Source organism: Pelagovum pacificum (assembly GCF_016134045.1).
Taxonomy (GTDB): domain Bacteria; phylum Pseudomonadota; class Alphaproteobacteria; order Rhodobacterales; family Rhodobacteraceae; genus Oceanicola; species Oceanicola pacificus_A.
Window position 1 is genome coordinate 2,058,705 of sequence record NZ_CP065915.1, and the last position, 15,100, is coordinate 2,073,804.

13 protein-coding genes are annotated in these 15,100 nt (G+C 68.0%); 6 read left to right on the plus strand and 7 right to left on the minus strand.

The window, feature by feature from the left end; translation table 11 throughout:
- Positions 1 to 11 precede the first annotated feature (11 nt).
- Positions 12 to 389, plus strand: coding sequence for a HesB/IscA family protein (locus I8N54_RS10130; protein ID WP_140192683.1), 378 nt, complete (start codon positions 12 to 14; stop codon positions 387 to 389).
- On the opposite strand, the gene I8N54_RS10135 is transcribed toward I8N54_RS10130, so the two are convergent.
- Complete coding sequence (locus I8N54_RS10135) at positions 386 to 1,285, minus strand: isopenicillin N synthase family dioxygenase (RefSeq protein ID WP_140192682.1); 900 nt, start codon at positions 1,283 to 1,285, stop codon at positions 386 to 388. The two genes, I8N54_RS10130 and I8N54_RS10135, sit on opposite strands and share 4 nt — an antisense overlap.
- Positions 1,286 to 1,402: 117 nt before the next feature.
- Between I8N54_RS10135 and tpiA the strand changes: the two genes are divergently transcribed.
- Both tpiA and I8N54_RS10145 read left to right on the plus strand, forming a co-directional pair.
- Complete coding sequence (gene tpiA, locus I8N54_RS10140) at positions 1,403 to 2,149, plus strand: triose-phosphate isomerase (RefSeq protein WP_140192681.1); 747 nt, start codon at positions 1,403 to 1,405, stop codon at positions 2,147 to 2,149.
- Positions 2,150 to 2,154: 5 nt separating this feature from the next.
- Complete coding sequence (locus I8N54_RS10145; RefSeq protein ID WP_140192680.1) at positions 2,155 to 2,664, plus strand: GNAT family N-acetyltransferase; 510 nt, start codon at positions 2,155 to 2,157, stop codon at positions 2,662 to 2,664.
- Between the two features lie 148 nt (positions 2,665 to 2,812).
- Here I8N54_RS10145 and I8N54_RS10150 read toward each other — a convergent pair whose 3' ends face one another.
- The 3 genes from I8N54_RS10150 to I8N54_RS10160 form a co-directional block, all read right to left on the minus strand.
- The gene (locus I8N54_RS10150) at positions 2,813 to 4,384 is read right to left on the minus strand and encodes a TRAP transporter large permease (RefSeq protein WP_140192679.1); all 1,572 of its coding nucleotides are present in this window, start codon (positions 4,382 to 4,384) and stop codon (positions 2,813 to 2,815) included.
- Between the two features lie 3 nt (positions 4,385 to 4,387).
- Positions 4,388 to 5,071, minus strand: a complete 684-nt coding sequence (locus tag I8N54_RS10155) for a TRAP transporter small permease (protein ID WP_140192678.1) — start codon at positions 5,069 to 5,071, stop codon at positions 4,388 to 4,390.
- Positions 5,072 to 5,198: 127 nt separating this feature from the next.
- Positions 5,199 to 6,200: a DctP family TRAP transporter solute-binding subunit gene (locus I8N54_RS10160; protein ID WP_140192677.1), complete on the minus strand. Its 1,002-nt coding sequence runs from the start codon at positions 6,198 to 6,200 to the stop codon at positions 5,199 to 5,201.
- A 306-nt stretch (positions 6,201 to 6,506) separates the two neighbouring features.
- On the opposite strand from I8N54_RS10160, the gene I8N54_RS10165 reads away from it, so the two are divergent.
- Positions 6,507 to 7,442 (plus strand): 2-hydroxyacid dehydrogenase, encoded by a 936-nt coding sequence (locus I8N54_RS10165; protein ID WP_140192676.1) that lies wholly within the window; start codon positions 6,507 to 6,509, stop codon positions 7,440 to 7,442.
- A gap of 187 nt (positions 7,443 to 7,629) precedes the next feature.
- On the opposite strand, the gene I8N54_RS10170 is transcribed toward I8N54_RS10165, so the two are convergent.
- Positions 7,630 to 8,859 (minus strand): sigma-54-dependent transcriptional regulator, encoded by a 1,230-nt coding sequence (locus I8N54_RS10170; RefSeq protein WP_140192675.1) that lies wholly within the window; start codon positions 8,857 to 8,859, stop codon positions 7,630 to 7,632.
- Entirely contained in the window at positions 8,856 to 10,598 is a 1,743-nt protein-coding gene (locus tag I8N54_RS10175; protein ID WP_140192674.1) for an ATP-binding protein, read from the minus strand. The genes I8N54_RS10170 and I8N54_RS10175 overlap by 4 nt, the downstream gene beginning before the upstream one ends.
- 62 nt (positions 10,599 to 10,660) lie before the next feature.
- Here I8N54_RS10175 and I8N54_RS10180 point away from each other — a divergent pair, with 62 nt between their 5' ends.
- Positions 10,661 to 11,824 carry a cytochrome P450 gene (locus tag I8N54_RS10180; protein WP_140192673.1) on the plus strand — a complete coding sequence of 388 codons (1,164 nt, stop codon included), beginning with the start codon at positions 10,661 to 10,663 and terminating at the stop codon, positions 11,822 to 11,824.
- A gap of 104 nt (positions 11,825 to 11,928) precedes the next feature.
- Here I8N54_RS10180 and glpK read toward each other — a convergent pair whose 3' ends face one another.
- Entirely contained in the window at positions 11,929 to 13,413 is a 1,485-nt protein-coding gene (gene glpK, locus I8N54_RS10185; protein ID WP_140192672.1) for a glycerol kinase GlpK, read from the minus strand.
- A 206-nt stretch (positions 13,414 to 13,619) separates the two neighbouring features.
- Between glpK and I8N54_RS10190 the strand changes: the two genes are divergently transcribed.
- Positions 13,620 to 15,092, plus strand: a complete 1,473-nt coding sequence (locus I8N54_RS10190; RefSeq protein ID WP_140192671.1) for a sensor histidine kinase — start codon at positions 13,620 to 13,622, stop codon at positions 15,090 to 15,092.
- Positions 15,093 to 15,100: the final 8 nt, after the last annotated feature.

Genomic DNA, 15,100 nt, shown 5'->3' on the forward strand with positions numbered 1-15,100 from the left:
CGAGGCGACCCATGTTCTCAATCCCCGGCAAACAAGCTGTCACGATCACCCCCACGGCGGCGAAGCAGATCGCACGCCTGATGGACAAGGACGGCCACCAGGGCCTCCGGATCGGCGTCAAGAAGGGCGGCTGCGCGGGCATGGAATACACCATGGATTTCGCGGCCGAAGTCGACCCCAACGACGAAGTCGTCGAACAGGATGGCGCGCGCGTAATGATCGCACCGATGGCGCAGATGTTCCTCTTCGGGACCGAGATCGACTACGAAACGTCGCTGCTCGAGAGCGGCTTCAAGTTCCGCAACCCGAACGTGGCAGATGCCTGCGGCTGCGGCGAGTCGATCAAGTTCAAGGATGTCGAGGAACTCGCCGCCGAACGCGGAGCCTAGGCCCGCGCCGCCTTCAGGTGCAGGTACGTCTCATCGTAGCGCTTCTGCAGGTGATCCGCCGCGCGGATCACCTTGCCCGACCCTGACGGCGCGACGTTCACGTCGAACCTGGGGTTGAAAAACAGTGGGATCGACAGCCGTTCCTGCGCCGTGCCGATCACCCGGTGCTCGGTCGCGCGGATGCGCCCGGCGGTCCACATCTCCAGCATCTCACCGAAATTGATGACGAAGTCGCCCGGCTCGGTCTCGACGTTGACCCACCTACCGGCCCGGCCCCGCACTTCGAGCCCCGCGACTCCGTCGGTCGCGAGCAGCGTCAGGCAGCCGTAATCGGTGTGCGAGCCGATGCCGAAGTCACGATCGCCCGCCCAGTCCGGACGCTTCGGATAGAAGTTGCCGCGCAGCAGCGCCATCGGACGGTCGAACGCCTCGGCGAAGTAGGCGCGATCTTCGCCCACGGCTTCGGCGATCGCGCCCAGAAGTTCCCGCGAGAAGGCGCAGGCGTCGGCATAATACCCTTCGAGAAGCGCGCGGAATCCCGAGGGCCGCTGCGGCCAGAGGTTCGGCGCATAGACCCGCAACCCGCTTTCCGGCCACTCATGCCCGCAGTCGAAGACTTCCTTGAAATCCGGGTTCGATCCTGGGTCCACCTGTTCCGACCGGGACGCGCCCCAGCCCCGGCTCGCTCCGGTGCGGGACATGTCGACTTCCGCCTTCTCCGCATCGGGCAGCGCGAAGAACGCGCGGTATCCGTCGAGCACGTCAAGCACCCGCGCGCGCGACAGCGGCGTGTTCGTCACCGTCATGAAACCGATCTCTGCGGCGGCTTCGGCCACGCGGGCGATCTCGCCCCCGTCGCCCGCCAGCAGCGCGCGCGCGTCGATCGTCGGGATCATGTCGGCCTCTCCCCTCTCGTCCTCGCGCCCTGTCTCGCCTCCGCGAGGTCAGGAGTTCAAGGCTTTTCCGGCGTCGCCCGTCTTGGTAATCGGGAAGCCGGACAACAGGAGACGCCAATGCGCCGCAAACTCGCCGCCGGAAACTGGAAGATGAACGGGTCCCTCGCCGCGATGGCGGAGGTCCGCGCCCTGTGCGAGGCGCATCCCGCGCCGACGGTCGACATCCTGCTCTGCCCGCCGGCAACGCTGATTTGGCCGATGGCGTCGATGCGCCACGACCATCCGCTCGCCGTCGGGGCGCAGGATTGCCACGCCGAGGCGAAGGGCGCCCACACCGGCGACATCTCCGCCGCGATGCTGAAGGAAGCCGGCGCCACCGCCGTGATCGTCGGCCATTCCGAGCGTCGCGCCGATCATGGCGAGACGTCCCAGACGGTCGCCGCCAAGGGCAGCGCGGCCATCGCGAACGGCCTCCTCGCCGTCGTCTGTGTCGGGGAGACGCTGGAGGAGCGCGAGGCGGGCCACACACTTGACGTCGTCGGCACGCAACTCGCCGACTCGCTGCCCGAGGGCGCGAACGCCGACACGCTGGTCATCGCCTACGAGCCGGTCTGGGCGATCGGCACCGGCAAGGTCCCCACGCTTGAGCAGATCGGCGAAGTGCACGGCTACTTGCGCGCGCAGCTGGCCGATCACCTGCCGGGCGATGCGGACGGGATCCGGCTGCTCTACGGCGGTTCGGTCAAGGGATCGAACGCGGCCGAGATCTTCGCGGTCGCCGATGTCGATGGCGCGCTTGTCGGTGGCGCGAGCCTGACGGCGGAGGACTTCTCGCCCATCGTCAGCGCCCTGCAGAAGGCCTGAGTGGCTTGAACACGGGCCGCGACCCCTCGGTCGTGCCGGCGACGGACGACGACCGGTCGGTGGTGGCGCGGCTGATCCAGCTCTATCTCTACGACATGGCGGCGCAGAGCCCGTTCTCCATCGAAGCGGACGGGCTCTACGCGTACGATTTTCTCGACCGTTTCTGGCAGACGCCCTATCTGCTCTACCGCGAGGACGAGCTCGCCGGCTTCGCACTGGTGATCGAGGGCTGTCCGATCACCGACCGTGCCGATTGCCACTTCATGGCGGAGTTCTTCGTGCTGCGCCCCTACCGCCGCGGCGGCCTCGGCACCCTGGCCGCGCAGACGATCCTGCACCGGCACCCCGGCGACTGGCACGTTGCAACCCTGGAAGATAACGCGCCCGCCCGCGCCTTCTGGGCCACCGCGCTCGCCCCCTGGACGCCGACCGTCACACCCGCGACCCACGATGGCGACACCTGGCGTGTCCACGCCCTGAAGGTGAGCGCCACGCTGCCCCCGTCTTCGGGCTGAAATATTCCGGAGGGGGCCGGAGGGCGCAGCCCTGCGGCGTGGGGGAGGCAGAGCCTCCCCGACGGATCGGCGCGCGTCAGCGCGACGAGACGCTTCAGACGCGAACGGGCGCCACCGAAGTGACGCCCGCCCTGTGATCCAACCGGACTTACTGGCCGGAGCGTGCCGCGAGAGCCTCGCAATAGGCTTGCTCGGTGGAGTTCGTCACCGCTCCGCCACAGCTGATCTGCGGGCCCATCACCGCGTTCGGCACCGCGGTCGAGATCCGCGGCACGTAGGTGACAAGGATCAGGAAGGCGAAGAGCACGGCGAGGAACGGCAGCGCCGCCCGGACCACCCGCATCAGCGGCATGCCCGCGACACCCGAGGTGACGAAGAGGTTCAGACCTACCGGCGGCGTGATCATCCCGATCTCCATGTTCACCACCATGATGATGCCGAGGTGGATCGGATCGATGCCGAGCTGAAGCGCGATCGGGAACACCAGCGGCGCCACGATCACGAGGAGGCCCGAGGGCTCCATGAACTGCCCGCCGATCAGCAGGATGATGTTCACCATGATGAGGAACATCACCGGACCGAAGCCCGCATCCAGCATCGAACGCGCGATTGCCTGCGGGATCTGCTCGTCCGTCAGCACGTGCTTCAGCAGCAGCGCGTTGGCGATGATGAACATCAGCGTGATCGTCAGCTTCCCCGCCTCGAACAGCGCGGAGCGCGTGTCGGCATGGAAGAAGGCCGTGACCAGCGCCCAGGGCTTCCGCAGCAGGCTTGAGCGCGCCGGCACCGCGGCGGCGTTCACCGTCCGCTCGCCCATGGCCGAGGTATAGACCTCGTCCTCGGACGGCGCGGCGAGCGGACCCATGTCGCGGTAGACGAAGACCGCGACGAGGAAGGCGTAGACGGCGGCGACGGCCGCGGCCTCGGTCGGGGTGAAGGCCCCGCCCTTCCAGTAGAAGCCCCAGACCTCGAGCACGGTGCCGCTCTCCGACGTCATCTCGCGCAGGCCGAACCACGGGTGGCCGTAGATGCCGCCCATGATGATGCCGATGAGGAGCAGGCCCCAGAACGCCTCGCGGAAGCTGTCCCAGATCTCGCGCCAGCCGAGCCAGTCGCCCTTCGGCATGTTCTTGATCCGGGCGAAGATGTAGATCGTCACCATCAGCAGAACGCCGGCGAGCAGCCCCGGAATGACCCCGGCGAGGAACATCCGGCCGACGGAGACATCCGTCGCGGAGGCATAGACCACCATCACGATCGACGGCGGGATCAGGATGCCGAGCGTGCCGGCGTTGCAGATCACGCCGGCGGCGAAGTCCTTGGTATAGCCGACCTGCCGCATCGCCGTGATGACGATGGAGCCGATGGCGACCACCGTGGCGGGCGACGATCCCGAGAGCGCTGCGAACATCATGCAGGCGAAGACACCCGCGATGGCCAGACCGCCCTGCAGGTGGCCGACGCAGGCCACGGCGAAGCGGATGATCCGCTTGGCCACCCCGCCCGTCGACATGAAGGTCGAGGCGAGGATGAAGAACGGGATCGCCAGCAGCGTGTAATGCCCTGCCATCGCCTGGTAGAGCGACTGCGCAACGCTGGCGAGCGAGGTGTCGGAGTAGAACAGCAGGAACAGGATCGAGCTGAAGCCGAGCGAGACCGAGATCGGAACGCCGATCAGCAACAGTCCGACGATCATCAGGAACAGGATAAGCACGTCCATGGGTCAGTCCTCCCGGTTCCGGGCCGCGACGTCTTCGACGGCGTCTTCGGCCTCGTGGCTCACAATCAGGCTGTCCGCCCGGCCAGTGGCGATGCGGACCGTCGCCTGCACCAGACGGACGAGGATCAGCAGCGCCGAGATCGGCAGGATGATGTAGGGAATGAAGCGCGGCAGCTGCTCGTACTCCTCCCCCAGGTTGAAGGTCGCCTCCAGCCACGCCTTGGCGAAGGGGATCGGCACCTGGTCCGTCTCGTACCAGGCCTGATCGCGGCTGTCGGCGAAGCCCGTCGGAAACCAGCGGCCCGTCGTGGCGTCGAAGCCGGCGAACGGCGCCCAGTAGTCCCAGGCCCCTTTTGCCACCAGCAGCGCGTAGGCGAGGCAGACGCCGGCGGCGACCAGCGCCATGATCCGGCGCAGGCCGGGCGAGACGATGTTGGTCACCGCGTCGACCCCGAGATGTGCGGTCACCTTGAAGCCGTAGGCGATGCCGAACAGCACAAGCCAAGCGAACAGAATCAGCGTGACCTCGAGCCCCCAGATGAGCTGCGAGTTGAAGGCATAACGCAGGACCACGTTCATGAAGGTCACGAGGGTCATCGCCCCGAGCAGGAACGCGATGAAGGTCTCTTCGGCGTTGTTGACGAACCGGGCGAACGCGGTCCGTGGCCGATATCCGTGGGCACTCATCGTCCCTTACTCCCGTATGATATTGAGCAAATTGCGTCGGCCCCGCGCAGGGGCCGACGGCTGGGCGGGATGGCGGGCGGGCGTCGCGGGCCCCCGCAAGGGGGCCTCGCGTCCCGCGCCGTCCCGGTCAGGTGTTCGCGTTGAACTCCTGCGCCGCGTCGATGTTGTCCTGACCGACGTCGTCGACGAACTGCTCCCAAACGGGCTGCATCGCATCGACCCACATCTGGCGCTGCTCGGGCGTCAGCTCGCGGATCTCGCCGCCGGCATCGAGGATGGCCTGGCGCGCTTCGGCATCGACTTCACCGACCGCCGCGTTCCGCTCGGCGGTCACGTCGTCGAGGATCGACAGGAACTGGTCGCGCACGTCCGGCTCGAGGCTGTCGAGCCAGTCGGTCGAGGCCACCACGAGGTAGTCGAGAACGCCGTGGTTGGTCTCCGTCGTGCCGTCCTGCACTTCGAAGAACTTCTGGCCGTAGACGTTGGACCAGGTGTTTTCCTGCCCGTCGACGACGCCGGTCTGCAGCGCGCCGTAGACCTCGGAGAACGCCATCGGCTGCGGCGAGGCGGAGAGCGCCTCCATCTGGGCGATCAGCACGTCGGAGGGCTGGACCCGGAACTTGAGGCCTTCCGCGTCGCCCGGCTCGACCAGCGGCACGTTGGCGGAGAATTGCTTCATGCCGTTGTGCCAGAAGCCGAGGCCCTGCAGGCCACGGCGCTGCATGGAATCCATCATCGACTGCCCGGCCTCGGAGGACTGGAACGCGTCGACGGCGTTGATGTCCTCGAACATGAAGGGCAGGTCGAAGATGCGGAAGACCTTGGTGAAGGTCTCGAACTTCGACAGCGAGGGCGCGGCCAGCTGGACGTCGCCCTGAAGCATCGCCTCGAGCACCTGGTCGTCGTTGTAGAGCGTGGAGTTCGGGTAGACCTCCATGCACATCGTGCCGTCCATCTCCTCGTTCACCCGCTCCATGAGCAGGTTCGCCGCGATCCCCTTGGGGTGATTGTCGGCATTGGTGACGTGGCTGAACTTGACGACGATTTCGCCGTCGTCGCAGGCGGCGAGCGCCGCACCGGCAGTGACGGAAAGCGCGAGCGCGGTGGCTGCGGTGGTCAGGAATTTCATCTTTGTCCTCCCAGACGAATGTGAACCCCGGTATCCCTCCCGGATACCTGTTCGGTGAAGGTGACGCCGCGAATTGGGTCCGCCAAGCGGATTGACACGGCCGCTCGAGGTTTTTAATTTTCTAAACAATTACAGTTATTTACGCCGTCGACATCCGGAGCCGGCCATGGCAACGGCGCCGCTTCGGGCGAGTTTCCACACAACCTGTTAGCGCTGCTGTGCGAAAATCCGCACACCCCGTCCGACCTTGTGTCCCGGCCCGTTCCGTGTCTCGTTGCAGCCAATCTGAAAAGCGGGAGGACCTTCATGACCGAAGTTGCAGCAATCGGCGGCTACAGTGACAGCGAACGCGCGGCCTACGCGGAAATCGGCGCGGTGTTTCACGACACGCTGTCCGACCTGCTCGCCGCGCCCGAGGACGAGCGCGCGGGCGTCCGCGTCGTCGCCTACAAGCACCATCAGGCCTTCGGTGCGGCGGAGATGGACAAGCTGCCCGCGCTTGCACTCATCGCGAACTATGGCGTCGGCTACGACGCGATCTCGATCCCCGATGCCGACGCGCGCGGCGTGAAAGTCACCAACACGCCGAACGTGCTGAACGACGATGTCGCCGACCTCGCCATCGCGATGCTGCTGATGCAGGCGCGCGGTCTGGTGCAGGGCGATGCTTGGGTGCGCAGCGGCACATGGGCAAAGGAAGGTCCGCCGCCGCTTGCCCGCAAGGTATCCGGCAGCCGCGCCGGGGTCGTCGGGCTTGGCCGGATCGGGCGCGAGATCGCCGATCGCCTCGCCGCGCTGAAGCTCGAGGTGCACTACCATTCCCGCAGCGAGAAGGAGACTCCCGGCTGGACCTACCACGCCGATCCCGTTTCGCTGGCGGACGCGGTCGATTTCCTCGTCGTCGCGCTCGTCGGCGGGCCGGAGACGGAGCATTACGTCAGCCGGGAAGTGATCGACGCGCTCGGCCCGCAGGGCGTGATCGTCAATATCTCGCGCGGTTCGACGATCGACGAGGGCGCGATGCTCGACGCGCTGGAACAGGGTGGCCTCGCCGGGGCCGGCCTCGACGTGTTTCAGGGCGAGCCGAAGGTCGATCCGCGGTTCCTGGAACTCGACAACGTCGTGCTGCAGCCGCATGTCGGCTCCGCCACGCATGGCACGCGCGCCGACATGGGCAAGCTGCAGCGGCGCAACGTGACCGCGTTCCTGGCCGGCGATGCGCTCGAGACGCCGGTGAACTGAGGCCACTCGCTGGGCCTTTCGCGCCCCATGGGCGCATGCCTCCGGCGGGAATATTTGTCGGCCCAAAGAAGCAGGGCGCCGCGCCCCACCTTCTTTGGGCTCGAAATATTCCGGAGGGGGATCGGGCGGCGCAGCCGTCCGATGAGGGGGAGGCAGCGCCTCCCCCGCCGGACCGGCGGTCCGGCCCCTACTCTCCCCGGTAATCCTCGGCCCGGATGCCGTGGCGGGCGAGCTTGTCGTAGAAGGTCTTTCGCGGCAGCCGCAGCGCCCGCGCGGCCTCGGTCGCCTGCCCGCCCGAACGGCGCAGCGCGTCGGCCAACAGCGATTTCTCGACGCGGGCGAGCTGTTCGGCAAGGCCGAGCCCCGTCTCCTCCTGCCCGTCCGACAGCCCCATGGCAAAGCGCATCGCCGCGTTCATCAGGGCGCGCGTATTGCCCGGCCAGTCCTGCGCCATCAACCGCGACAGCACCTCTGGCGTGATGTCGGGCATCGGCAGGTTGGCCTGTTCGCAGGCCTGCGCGACGTAGCGGTGGAACATCTCGGGGATGTCCTCGGGCCGCTCCCTGAGCGAGGGGATGCGCACACGCATCAGGTCGAGCCGGTAGAACAGATCGGCGCTGAACCGCCCCTCCGCGACTTCCTCCTCCAGGTCGCGCGTCGTGCCGGCCAGCACCCGCGTCGCGCCTCCGGCCTCCAGCCGGTCGAGCAGCGCGAACTGCGTGGCCGGCGGCAGTGCCGCCACGTCGTCGAGGTAGAGCGAGCCCGGACTCGCCGCGTCGAGCGCCTCGTCCAGCGCCTCGACCGTCAGGCCAGCCGCCGCGCGTTTCACGAACGGGTACTTCGCGGCGGAGGAGAGCAGGTGGATCACTTCGGCCAGCTTGAAGGTGCCGGAGCCGACTTCGCCCACCACCAGCACTTCGGCCGACGCTCGCGCCACGACGCGGAGCCGCTGGCGCATGTCCTCCGACAGTTTGGACGTTCCGAAGATCATCCGCGCCGCCGCGTCGCCGCTTTCCAGCTGCAACCGGTAGCGCCGCGCCTCGAGCACCTCCGCGCGGTCCTTCAGCGCCTTGCCGACCGCCGCCAGAAGGTCTTTTGGCGCGCAGGGTTTCTCGAGGAAATCGTAGGCCCCGCGCCCCATCGCCTCCACCGCTGTCGGGATATCGCCCTCCCCGGTCAGCAGGATCACCGGCAGGTCCGCGTCGAGCGTCCGCGCATGGTCGAGCAGGTGAAACCCGTCGCGCCCCGGCATCCGGATGTCGGTGACGATGACCCCGTCGAACCGCGCCGACATGTGGTCCTTCGCCTCGATGAAGGAGCCGGCAAGGATCGGATCGAGATCGGCGAGCTCCAGCGTCTGGCCGAGCGCCTCTCGCACTTCGCGGTCGTCATCGACAAGCAGCACCCGCCGGCTCATGCCGCGTCCTTCCGGCCGGTAGCATTGTCGAGCTCGATTTCCAGCACGGCCCCGCCGTCGGGATGGTTGCGTCCGCCGATCGCGCCGCCGAAGCTCTGGACGAGGCCGTAGGAGATCGACAGGCCAAGGCCCATGCCCTCCGACTGGCCGACCTCCTTGGTGGAATAGAACGGGTCGAACATGCGCTCCGGCTCGCGGATACCCGGCCCGTGGTCACGCAGCGACAGGAGCGTGCGATCGGGCAACCGGGACAGGGTGAATTCCAGCCGGCTCCTGGCCCCGCCGGCCATCGCGTCGAGCGCGTTGGAGACGAGGTTCAGTACCACCTGCTGCAGCCGCACTTCGCCGCCGCGGACGATCACCGGCGCGTCGGGCGGTGTCCAGTCGACCACCGTCCCCGTCTCGCGCAGGCGCGGGCCGGCCATTTCCAGGACCGCGTTCACCACGGCGACGAGATCGACGTCGACGGGCGGGTGGCTCTCCTGCCGGGCAAAGGCGCGGAGGTTGCGGATGATCCGGCCCATCCGGTGCGACAGCTCCCCGATCCGGCCGAGATTGGCCGCGACCGCGTCGGTGCGGCCACGCTCGAGAAAGGCCTCGGCGTTCTCGGTGAAGGAGCGGATCGCCATCAGCGGCTGGTTCAGCTCGTGGCTGATGCCCGCCGACATCTCGCCGAGCGCGGAGAGCTTGCCGGCCTGAACAAGGTCGGCCTGCGCCTTCTTCAGCCGGCCCTCGGCCGCGGTGCGTTCCGCCACTTCGCGACGCAGGTCGGCGTTCAGCCGGGTCAGCGCGGCGGTGCGGTCCTGCACCCGCGCCTCAAGCTGCTGGTTCGCCTCCGCCAGCGTGCGGCGCCGCTCGGTCGCCAGCACCAGCAGCGCCCCGAAGATCAGCGTCACGGCGGCGGCGACCGCGGCCTGCAGTAGCGCGACCTGACGGGCCGGGGCCGTGTCGACCAGGGCTTCGCCAGTCATGCCGATCACCGGCAGGTCCAGCGTGATATGCAGCGCGCGGGACGGCAGGTAGCGCCCGCCGTTGAGCTGCCAGACCTCCTCGTTTCCGATCTGCCGGGCCCGGAAGCCGAGGAACGGCTCGGTGTCCTCGGGCGCGCCCGACCGGACCTGCCCGACGAGTTCCGAGCGGTTGGAGAGGAACACGACGCCGTTGCGATCGGAGAAGAACACCGTCGGGCGATCCCCGCGCCATGCCTGCTCGATCGCCTCGGCGTCCACTGCGACGACGACGGCCCCCTCGACAGGCCCGTCGGCCGAAAAGATCGGCGCCGCGAACAGGAACGTCCGACGCCCCCACCGGTCGGAGCGCAGATGATGCACGCCAAGCGCACCGTCGAGCGCCCGCCGGAAGTAGGGCGCCCCCGCATGGTCGCCGCGCGGACTGCCCAGGGCGGAGAGCAGCTCCTCGCCGTCGGCGTCAACGACGAGGATGTCGAGCGATCCGCTGCGGTCGCGCATTCCGAGAAGCGTCGCCCGCGCCAGCTCGGTCGGGCCGCCCTCGACCACCGGGCGCACATCCGGGTGCACGGCGGCATGCACCGCCAGTTCGCGGAACCGCTGAAGCTGCCCGCTCAGCCGGTCGGACGCGAGCGCGAGGTCGCTGTCACCGCGCCGCGCCAAGGGTTCCAGCGCAGCCCTGTAGCCCGCCCAGAAGACGATCGCCGCGACGGCGGCGGCAAGGCTGATCCATCCGGCGATGGCCAGCAGGCGGGCGGTTCGGGTCGTCATCGTCTGGCAGGATAGAAAGCACCGCTTGCCTTGGCCAGAGCCACCGGGCAAGGCTCCGCGCCATGCAGCGCTTTTCCCAGTCCCCGACCGAGCCCGCCTTCGTGCAGGATCCCTACCCCTTCTACGACCGCGCCCGCGCCGCCGGCGACCTGTTCGAGTGGGAGGAATACGGTCTCTGCGCGGTGTCGCACCGCGCCGTCAGCGCCCTGCTGAAGGACCGCCGGTTGGGACGCGAGGTGCCGGCGGAGATGGCGCCCGACATTCCCGCGCGTCTGCGCCCGTTCTACGACATCGAGGCGCATTCGATGCTGGAGCTGGAACCGCCGCGCCACACGCGGCTGCGGGGGTTGGTGCTACGCGCCTTCACCTCGCGCCGGATCGCGGGCACCGAAGGCTGGGTGTCGGAGATCTGCCGCGACCTGACCGCGCGCTTCCCCGCCGGACCGTTCGACCTGCTCGACGCCTTCTGCCGGCAGATCCCCGTGCTGGTGATCGCCCGCCTGCTCGGCGTGCCCGAGGCACGGGCGGACGACATGGTGCGCTGGTCGAACGCGATGGTCGGCATGTATCAGGCCCGTCGCTCGCGCGAGATGGAGGACGAGGCGGTCGCCGCCAGTCTCGCCTTCCGCGGCTATGTCGAAGAGGTGATCGAAGCCCGTCGCGGAACGCCCGGCTCTGACCTGCTGTCGGAGCTGATCGCGGCCGAGGAAGACGGCGCGCGGCTTTCGACGGACGAGCTGGTCACCACCGTGATCCTGCTGCTGAACGCCGGCCACGAAGCGACGGTCCATTCACTCGGCAACGCGGTGAAGCTGCTGCTTGAGACCGGCCAGCGAGAGATCGACGCGGGCGTGGTCGAGGAATGTCTGCGGCTCGACCCGCCGCTGCACAATTTCCAGCGGTGGGTCTACGAAGATGTCGAGCTGTTCGGCCACAGCTTCAAGCGCGGCGACCAGGTGAACTGCCTGCTCGCCGCCGCCAATCGCGATCCTGACGCCTACGACGACCCCACCGCGTTCCGGCCCGGCCGGACGGGTCCGCAAACGGCGGCCTTCGGTGGCGGCATCCACTTCTGCGTGGGCGCGCCGCTTGCCCGGCTGGAGATGCTGGTGGCCCTGCGCGCGCTGTTCGAACTTTGCCCGACCCTGCGCGCCGCCGGCCCCGCGACCTATGCCGACGTCTATCATTTCCACGGGCTCGAGACCCTGCCGGTCGAGGTCGGCTGATCCGGCGCGACACACCCGCCCTTCTTTGAGCCTGAAATATTCCGGTGGGGGTCGGGGGAGGCAGCGCCTCCCCCGCGGATCGACGCGCGGCACGCGCGGCGATGTCAGCGCGTGAGCGTCCGGTGCACCGCGTCGGTCCAGCCGGCATAGCGGCGCTTGCGTTCAGCCTCGTCCATCGTCGGCTCGAAGCGGCTTTCGGCCGACCAAAGCTCGGCGAACGTCTCCTGGTCGGGATAGATACCTGCCCGCCAGCCGGCGAGCCACGCCGCGCCGAGCGCCGTCGTCTCCAGCACTTCGGGCCGGTCGACGGAGGCACCGATGATGTCGGCCAGGAACTGCATCGCCCAGTCGGACGCGCTCATGCCGCCGTCGACCCGCAGGACCTTTTCCTCGCCGCCGGTCCAGTCGGCGTGCATCGCCTCCAGGAGATCGCGGGTCTGGAAACCGACGCTCTCGAGCGCGGCGCGGGCGAACTCCGCTGGGCCGGAATTGCGGGTCAGCCCGAAGACCGCACCCCGGGCCTCGGCATCCCAGTAGGGCGCACCGAGCCCCGTGAAGGCAGGCACGAGGTAGAGCTCGTGTCCCTCGTCCGCCTTCGCGGCGAGGTCGGCCGTCTCGGACGCGCTCTCGATTACGCCGAGCCCGTCGCGCAACCATTGCACCACCGCGCCGGCGATGAAGATCGCCCCTTCGAGCGCATAGGTCACCTCGCCGTCCAGCCGGTAGGCGATGGTGCCGAGCAGGCGGTTGCGGCTCTCCACGAGATCAGGCCCGGTGTTCAGCAGTGCGAAACAGCCCGTCCCGTAGGTCGATTTCAGCATTCCCGGCTCGAAGCAGGCCTGCCCGACGGTCGCGGCCTGCTGGTCGCCCGCGACACCGAGGATCGGCAGCACGGCGCCGAGGAGGTCTGCCTCCGTCGTGCCGAAGTCGTCGGCGCAGTCGAGCACCTCGGGCAGCATCGCCATCGGGATGCCGAACCGCTCGCAGATCACCTCGTCCCACGCGTTCTCGCGGATGTTGAAGAGCAGCGTGCGGGCGGCGTTCGTGGCGTCGGTCACGTGCCGCTTGCCGCCGGTGAGCTTCCAGATCAGGTAGCTGTCGATCGTCCCGAACAGCAGCTCGCCCTGTTCCGCCCGCTCCCGCGCGCCTTCGTGCTTGTCGAGCAGCCATTTCAGCTTGGTCCCGGAGAAGTAGGGATCGGCCAGCAAGCCGGTGCGGCGGGTCAGCTCCTCTTCGAATCCGTCTTGGCGCAGCTCGGCGCAGAAGTCAGACGTGCGCCGGTCCTGCCAGACGATCGCCCGGTCGAGCGGCTCGCCCGAAGCAGCGTCCCAGACCACCACGGTCTCGCGCTGGTTGGTGATGCCGATGGCGGCGATGTCAGTCACCTCGCCGTCGGACCGTTCGATCGCCGCGCGGCAGGTTGTCAGCACCGATTCCCAGATCTCTTCGGGGTCATGTTCGACCCAGCCGGACTTCGGAAAATGCTGCGTGAACTCTTCCTGCGCGGAGGCCGTCGGCCGCATGTCCTCGTCGAACAGGATGGCCCGGCTCGAGGTCGTGCCCTGGTCGATTGCAAGAATGTATTTCATGCGCCCCCTCCGGTCTGCGTCGGGCTGCACCATGCCGCCGCCCCGAGAGGGAGGCAACCGCCCTGCCCTTGCGTCGCCCGCCGCGGATCGCCGGGTTTTGGCCCGATGGCGGCCACATTCGGCCATTACGTCTTTCCGCACCCCTCAGTCCTCCGCCTGTCCTCTCGGCGCGGTGGCGCACCAAGACACGGAAACGACCAGATCAGATGCGAGGCAGCCGTTTACAAAGAGCGGTCGAAGTCGCCGGAATCGGGATCTGGGAGCTCGACCTGCGGTCAAGCTCCCTGTACTTCAGCGACCAGGCCCTGACCCTCTATGGCCTGACGCGGGAGCGGTTCGACGGCACGATCGACGACTGGAAATCGCTGGTTCACCCCGATGACGTCGAACGCTCCGTCGGGATCTTCGAAAAAGCGATCCGCTACAGCGACCGACCCTTCGTCAACGAGTTCCGGATCATCCATCCGACGCTCGGCCAGCGCGTCATCAGCAACATCGCGCACATGGAGTTCGACGAACGCGGGCGGCGGGAATTCCTGACCGGCGTCAGCATCGACGTCACCGCAGAGCGCGCGGCGACCCGGTCGCTCACCGAATCCGCGCAATATAACGGCGCGGTGCTCGACAACGTGGTCGACGCGATCCTGACGTTCGAAGTGTCGGGCCGCATCCTGTCGTTCAACCGCGCGTCCGAGGCGATGTTCGGCTACCGCGAGAGCGAGATCGTCGGCCGCAACGTGCGCATGTTGATCCCCGAGAACATCGCCGCCTACTACGACACCTTCGTCGCAGAACTGCTGCGCAACAGCTCGCCCCGCTCGCCCGGTCACCGGCAGGAGCTGGAGCTCAAGCGGCGCACCGGCGACATCTTCCCGGTCGAGTTCGCGATTTCCTCGATCCAGCAGCACGGACAGACCGTGCTCGTCGGGATCGTCCGCGACATCACCGAATCGAGACGCATCAACCAGATGAAGTCCGAATTCATCTCCACCGTCAGCCACGAGCTGCGCACGCCCCTGACCTCGATCGCGGGCGCACTCGGGCTGGTCCGCGCCGGCGCGCTCGGAGCGATCCCCCAGAAGGCGCAGGAGACGCTCGGCATCTCGCTGAGGAACTGCGATCGGCTGACGGCGCTCATCAACGACTTGCTCGACGTGGAGAAGATCGCTTCGGGCAAGATGGTGTTCGACTTTGCCGACCATCACCTCGGCGACCTGCTCGACGTGGCGATCCAGGCGAACGAGGGATACCTGCTGCGCCACCGGGTCCGGCTCGACGTGCCAGGGGCGTGGCCGGACGTCACAGTTCAGGTCGATGAGGGCCGATTCCAGCAGGTGCTCGACAATTTCCTGTCGAACGCGGCCAAGTTCTCTCCCACCGACGGCGCCGTCGAGATCCGGGTCGAAATCGCCAACAGGGCGGCGCGGATCATCGTGACCGACAGCGGCCCCGGCATTCCCGAACGCTATCACGATCGGATCTTCCGGCGTTTCAGCCAGGTCGATGCCTCGACCAGCCGCCTGCATGGCGGCACCGGGCTGGGCCTGTCGATCTGCAAGGGGCTGGCGACGGGCATGGGCGGGGCCGTCGGCTTCCGCTCCGCCGAGAACGAGGGCGCAAGCTTCTGGGTCGAGTTTCCGTGCGAAGAGGCGCGACAGGTCGCCAACCGGTCAGCTTGACCCTGCGT

Coding starts and splice junctions, on each gene's coding strand:
- glpK (WP_140192672.1), bottom strand. CDS start 13,413: ATGAAATACATTCTTGCAATCGACCAGGGCACGACCTCGAGCCGGGCC.
- I8N54_RS10135 (WP_140192682.1), bottom strand. CDS start 1,285: ATGATCCCGACGATCGACGCGCGCGCGCTGCTGGCGGGCGACGGGGGC.
- I8N54_RS10175 (WP_140192674.1), bottom strand. CDS start 10,598: ATGACGACCCGAACCGCCCGCCTGCTGGCCATCGCCGGATGGATCAGC.
- I8N54_RS10180 (WP_140192673.1), top strand. CDS start 10,661: ATGCAGCGCTTTTCCCAGTCCCCGACCGAGCCCGCCTTCGTGCAGGAT.
- tpiA (WP_140192681.1), top strand. CDS start 1,403: ATGCGCCGCAAACTCGCCGCCGGAAACTGGAAGATGAACGGGTCCCTC.
- I8N54_RS10155 (WP_140192678.1), bottom strand. CDS start 5,071: ATGAGTGCCCACGGATATCGGCCACGGACCGCGTTCGCCCGGTTCGTC.
- I8N54_RS10130 (WP_140192683.1), top strand. CDS start 12: ATGTTCTCAATCCCCGGCAAACAAGCTGTCACGATCACCCCCACGGCG.
- I8N54_RS10165 (WP_140192676.1), top strand. CDS start 6,507: ATGACCGAAGTTGCAGCAATCGGCGGCTACAGTGACAGCGAACGCGCG.
- I8N54_RS10160 (WP_140192677.1), bottom strand. CDS start 6,200: ATGAAATTCCTGACCACCGCAGCCACCGCGCTCGCGCTTTCCGTCACT.
- I8N54_RS10170 (WP_140192675.1), bottom strand. CDS start 8,859: ATGAGCCGGCGGGTGCTGCTTGTCGATGACGACCGCGAAGTGCGAGAG.
- I8N54_RS10150 (WP_140192679.1), bottom strand. CDS start 4,384: ATGGACGTGCTTATCCTGTTCCTGATGATCGTCGGACTGTTGCTGATC.
- I8N54_RS10190 (WP_140192671.1), top strand. CDS start 13,620: ATGCGAGGCAGCCGTTTACAAAGAGCGGTCGAAGTCGCCGGAATCGGG.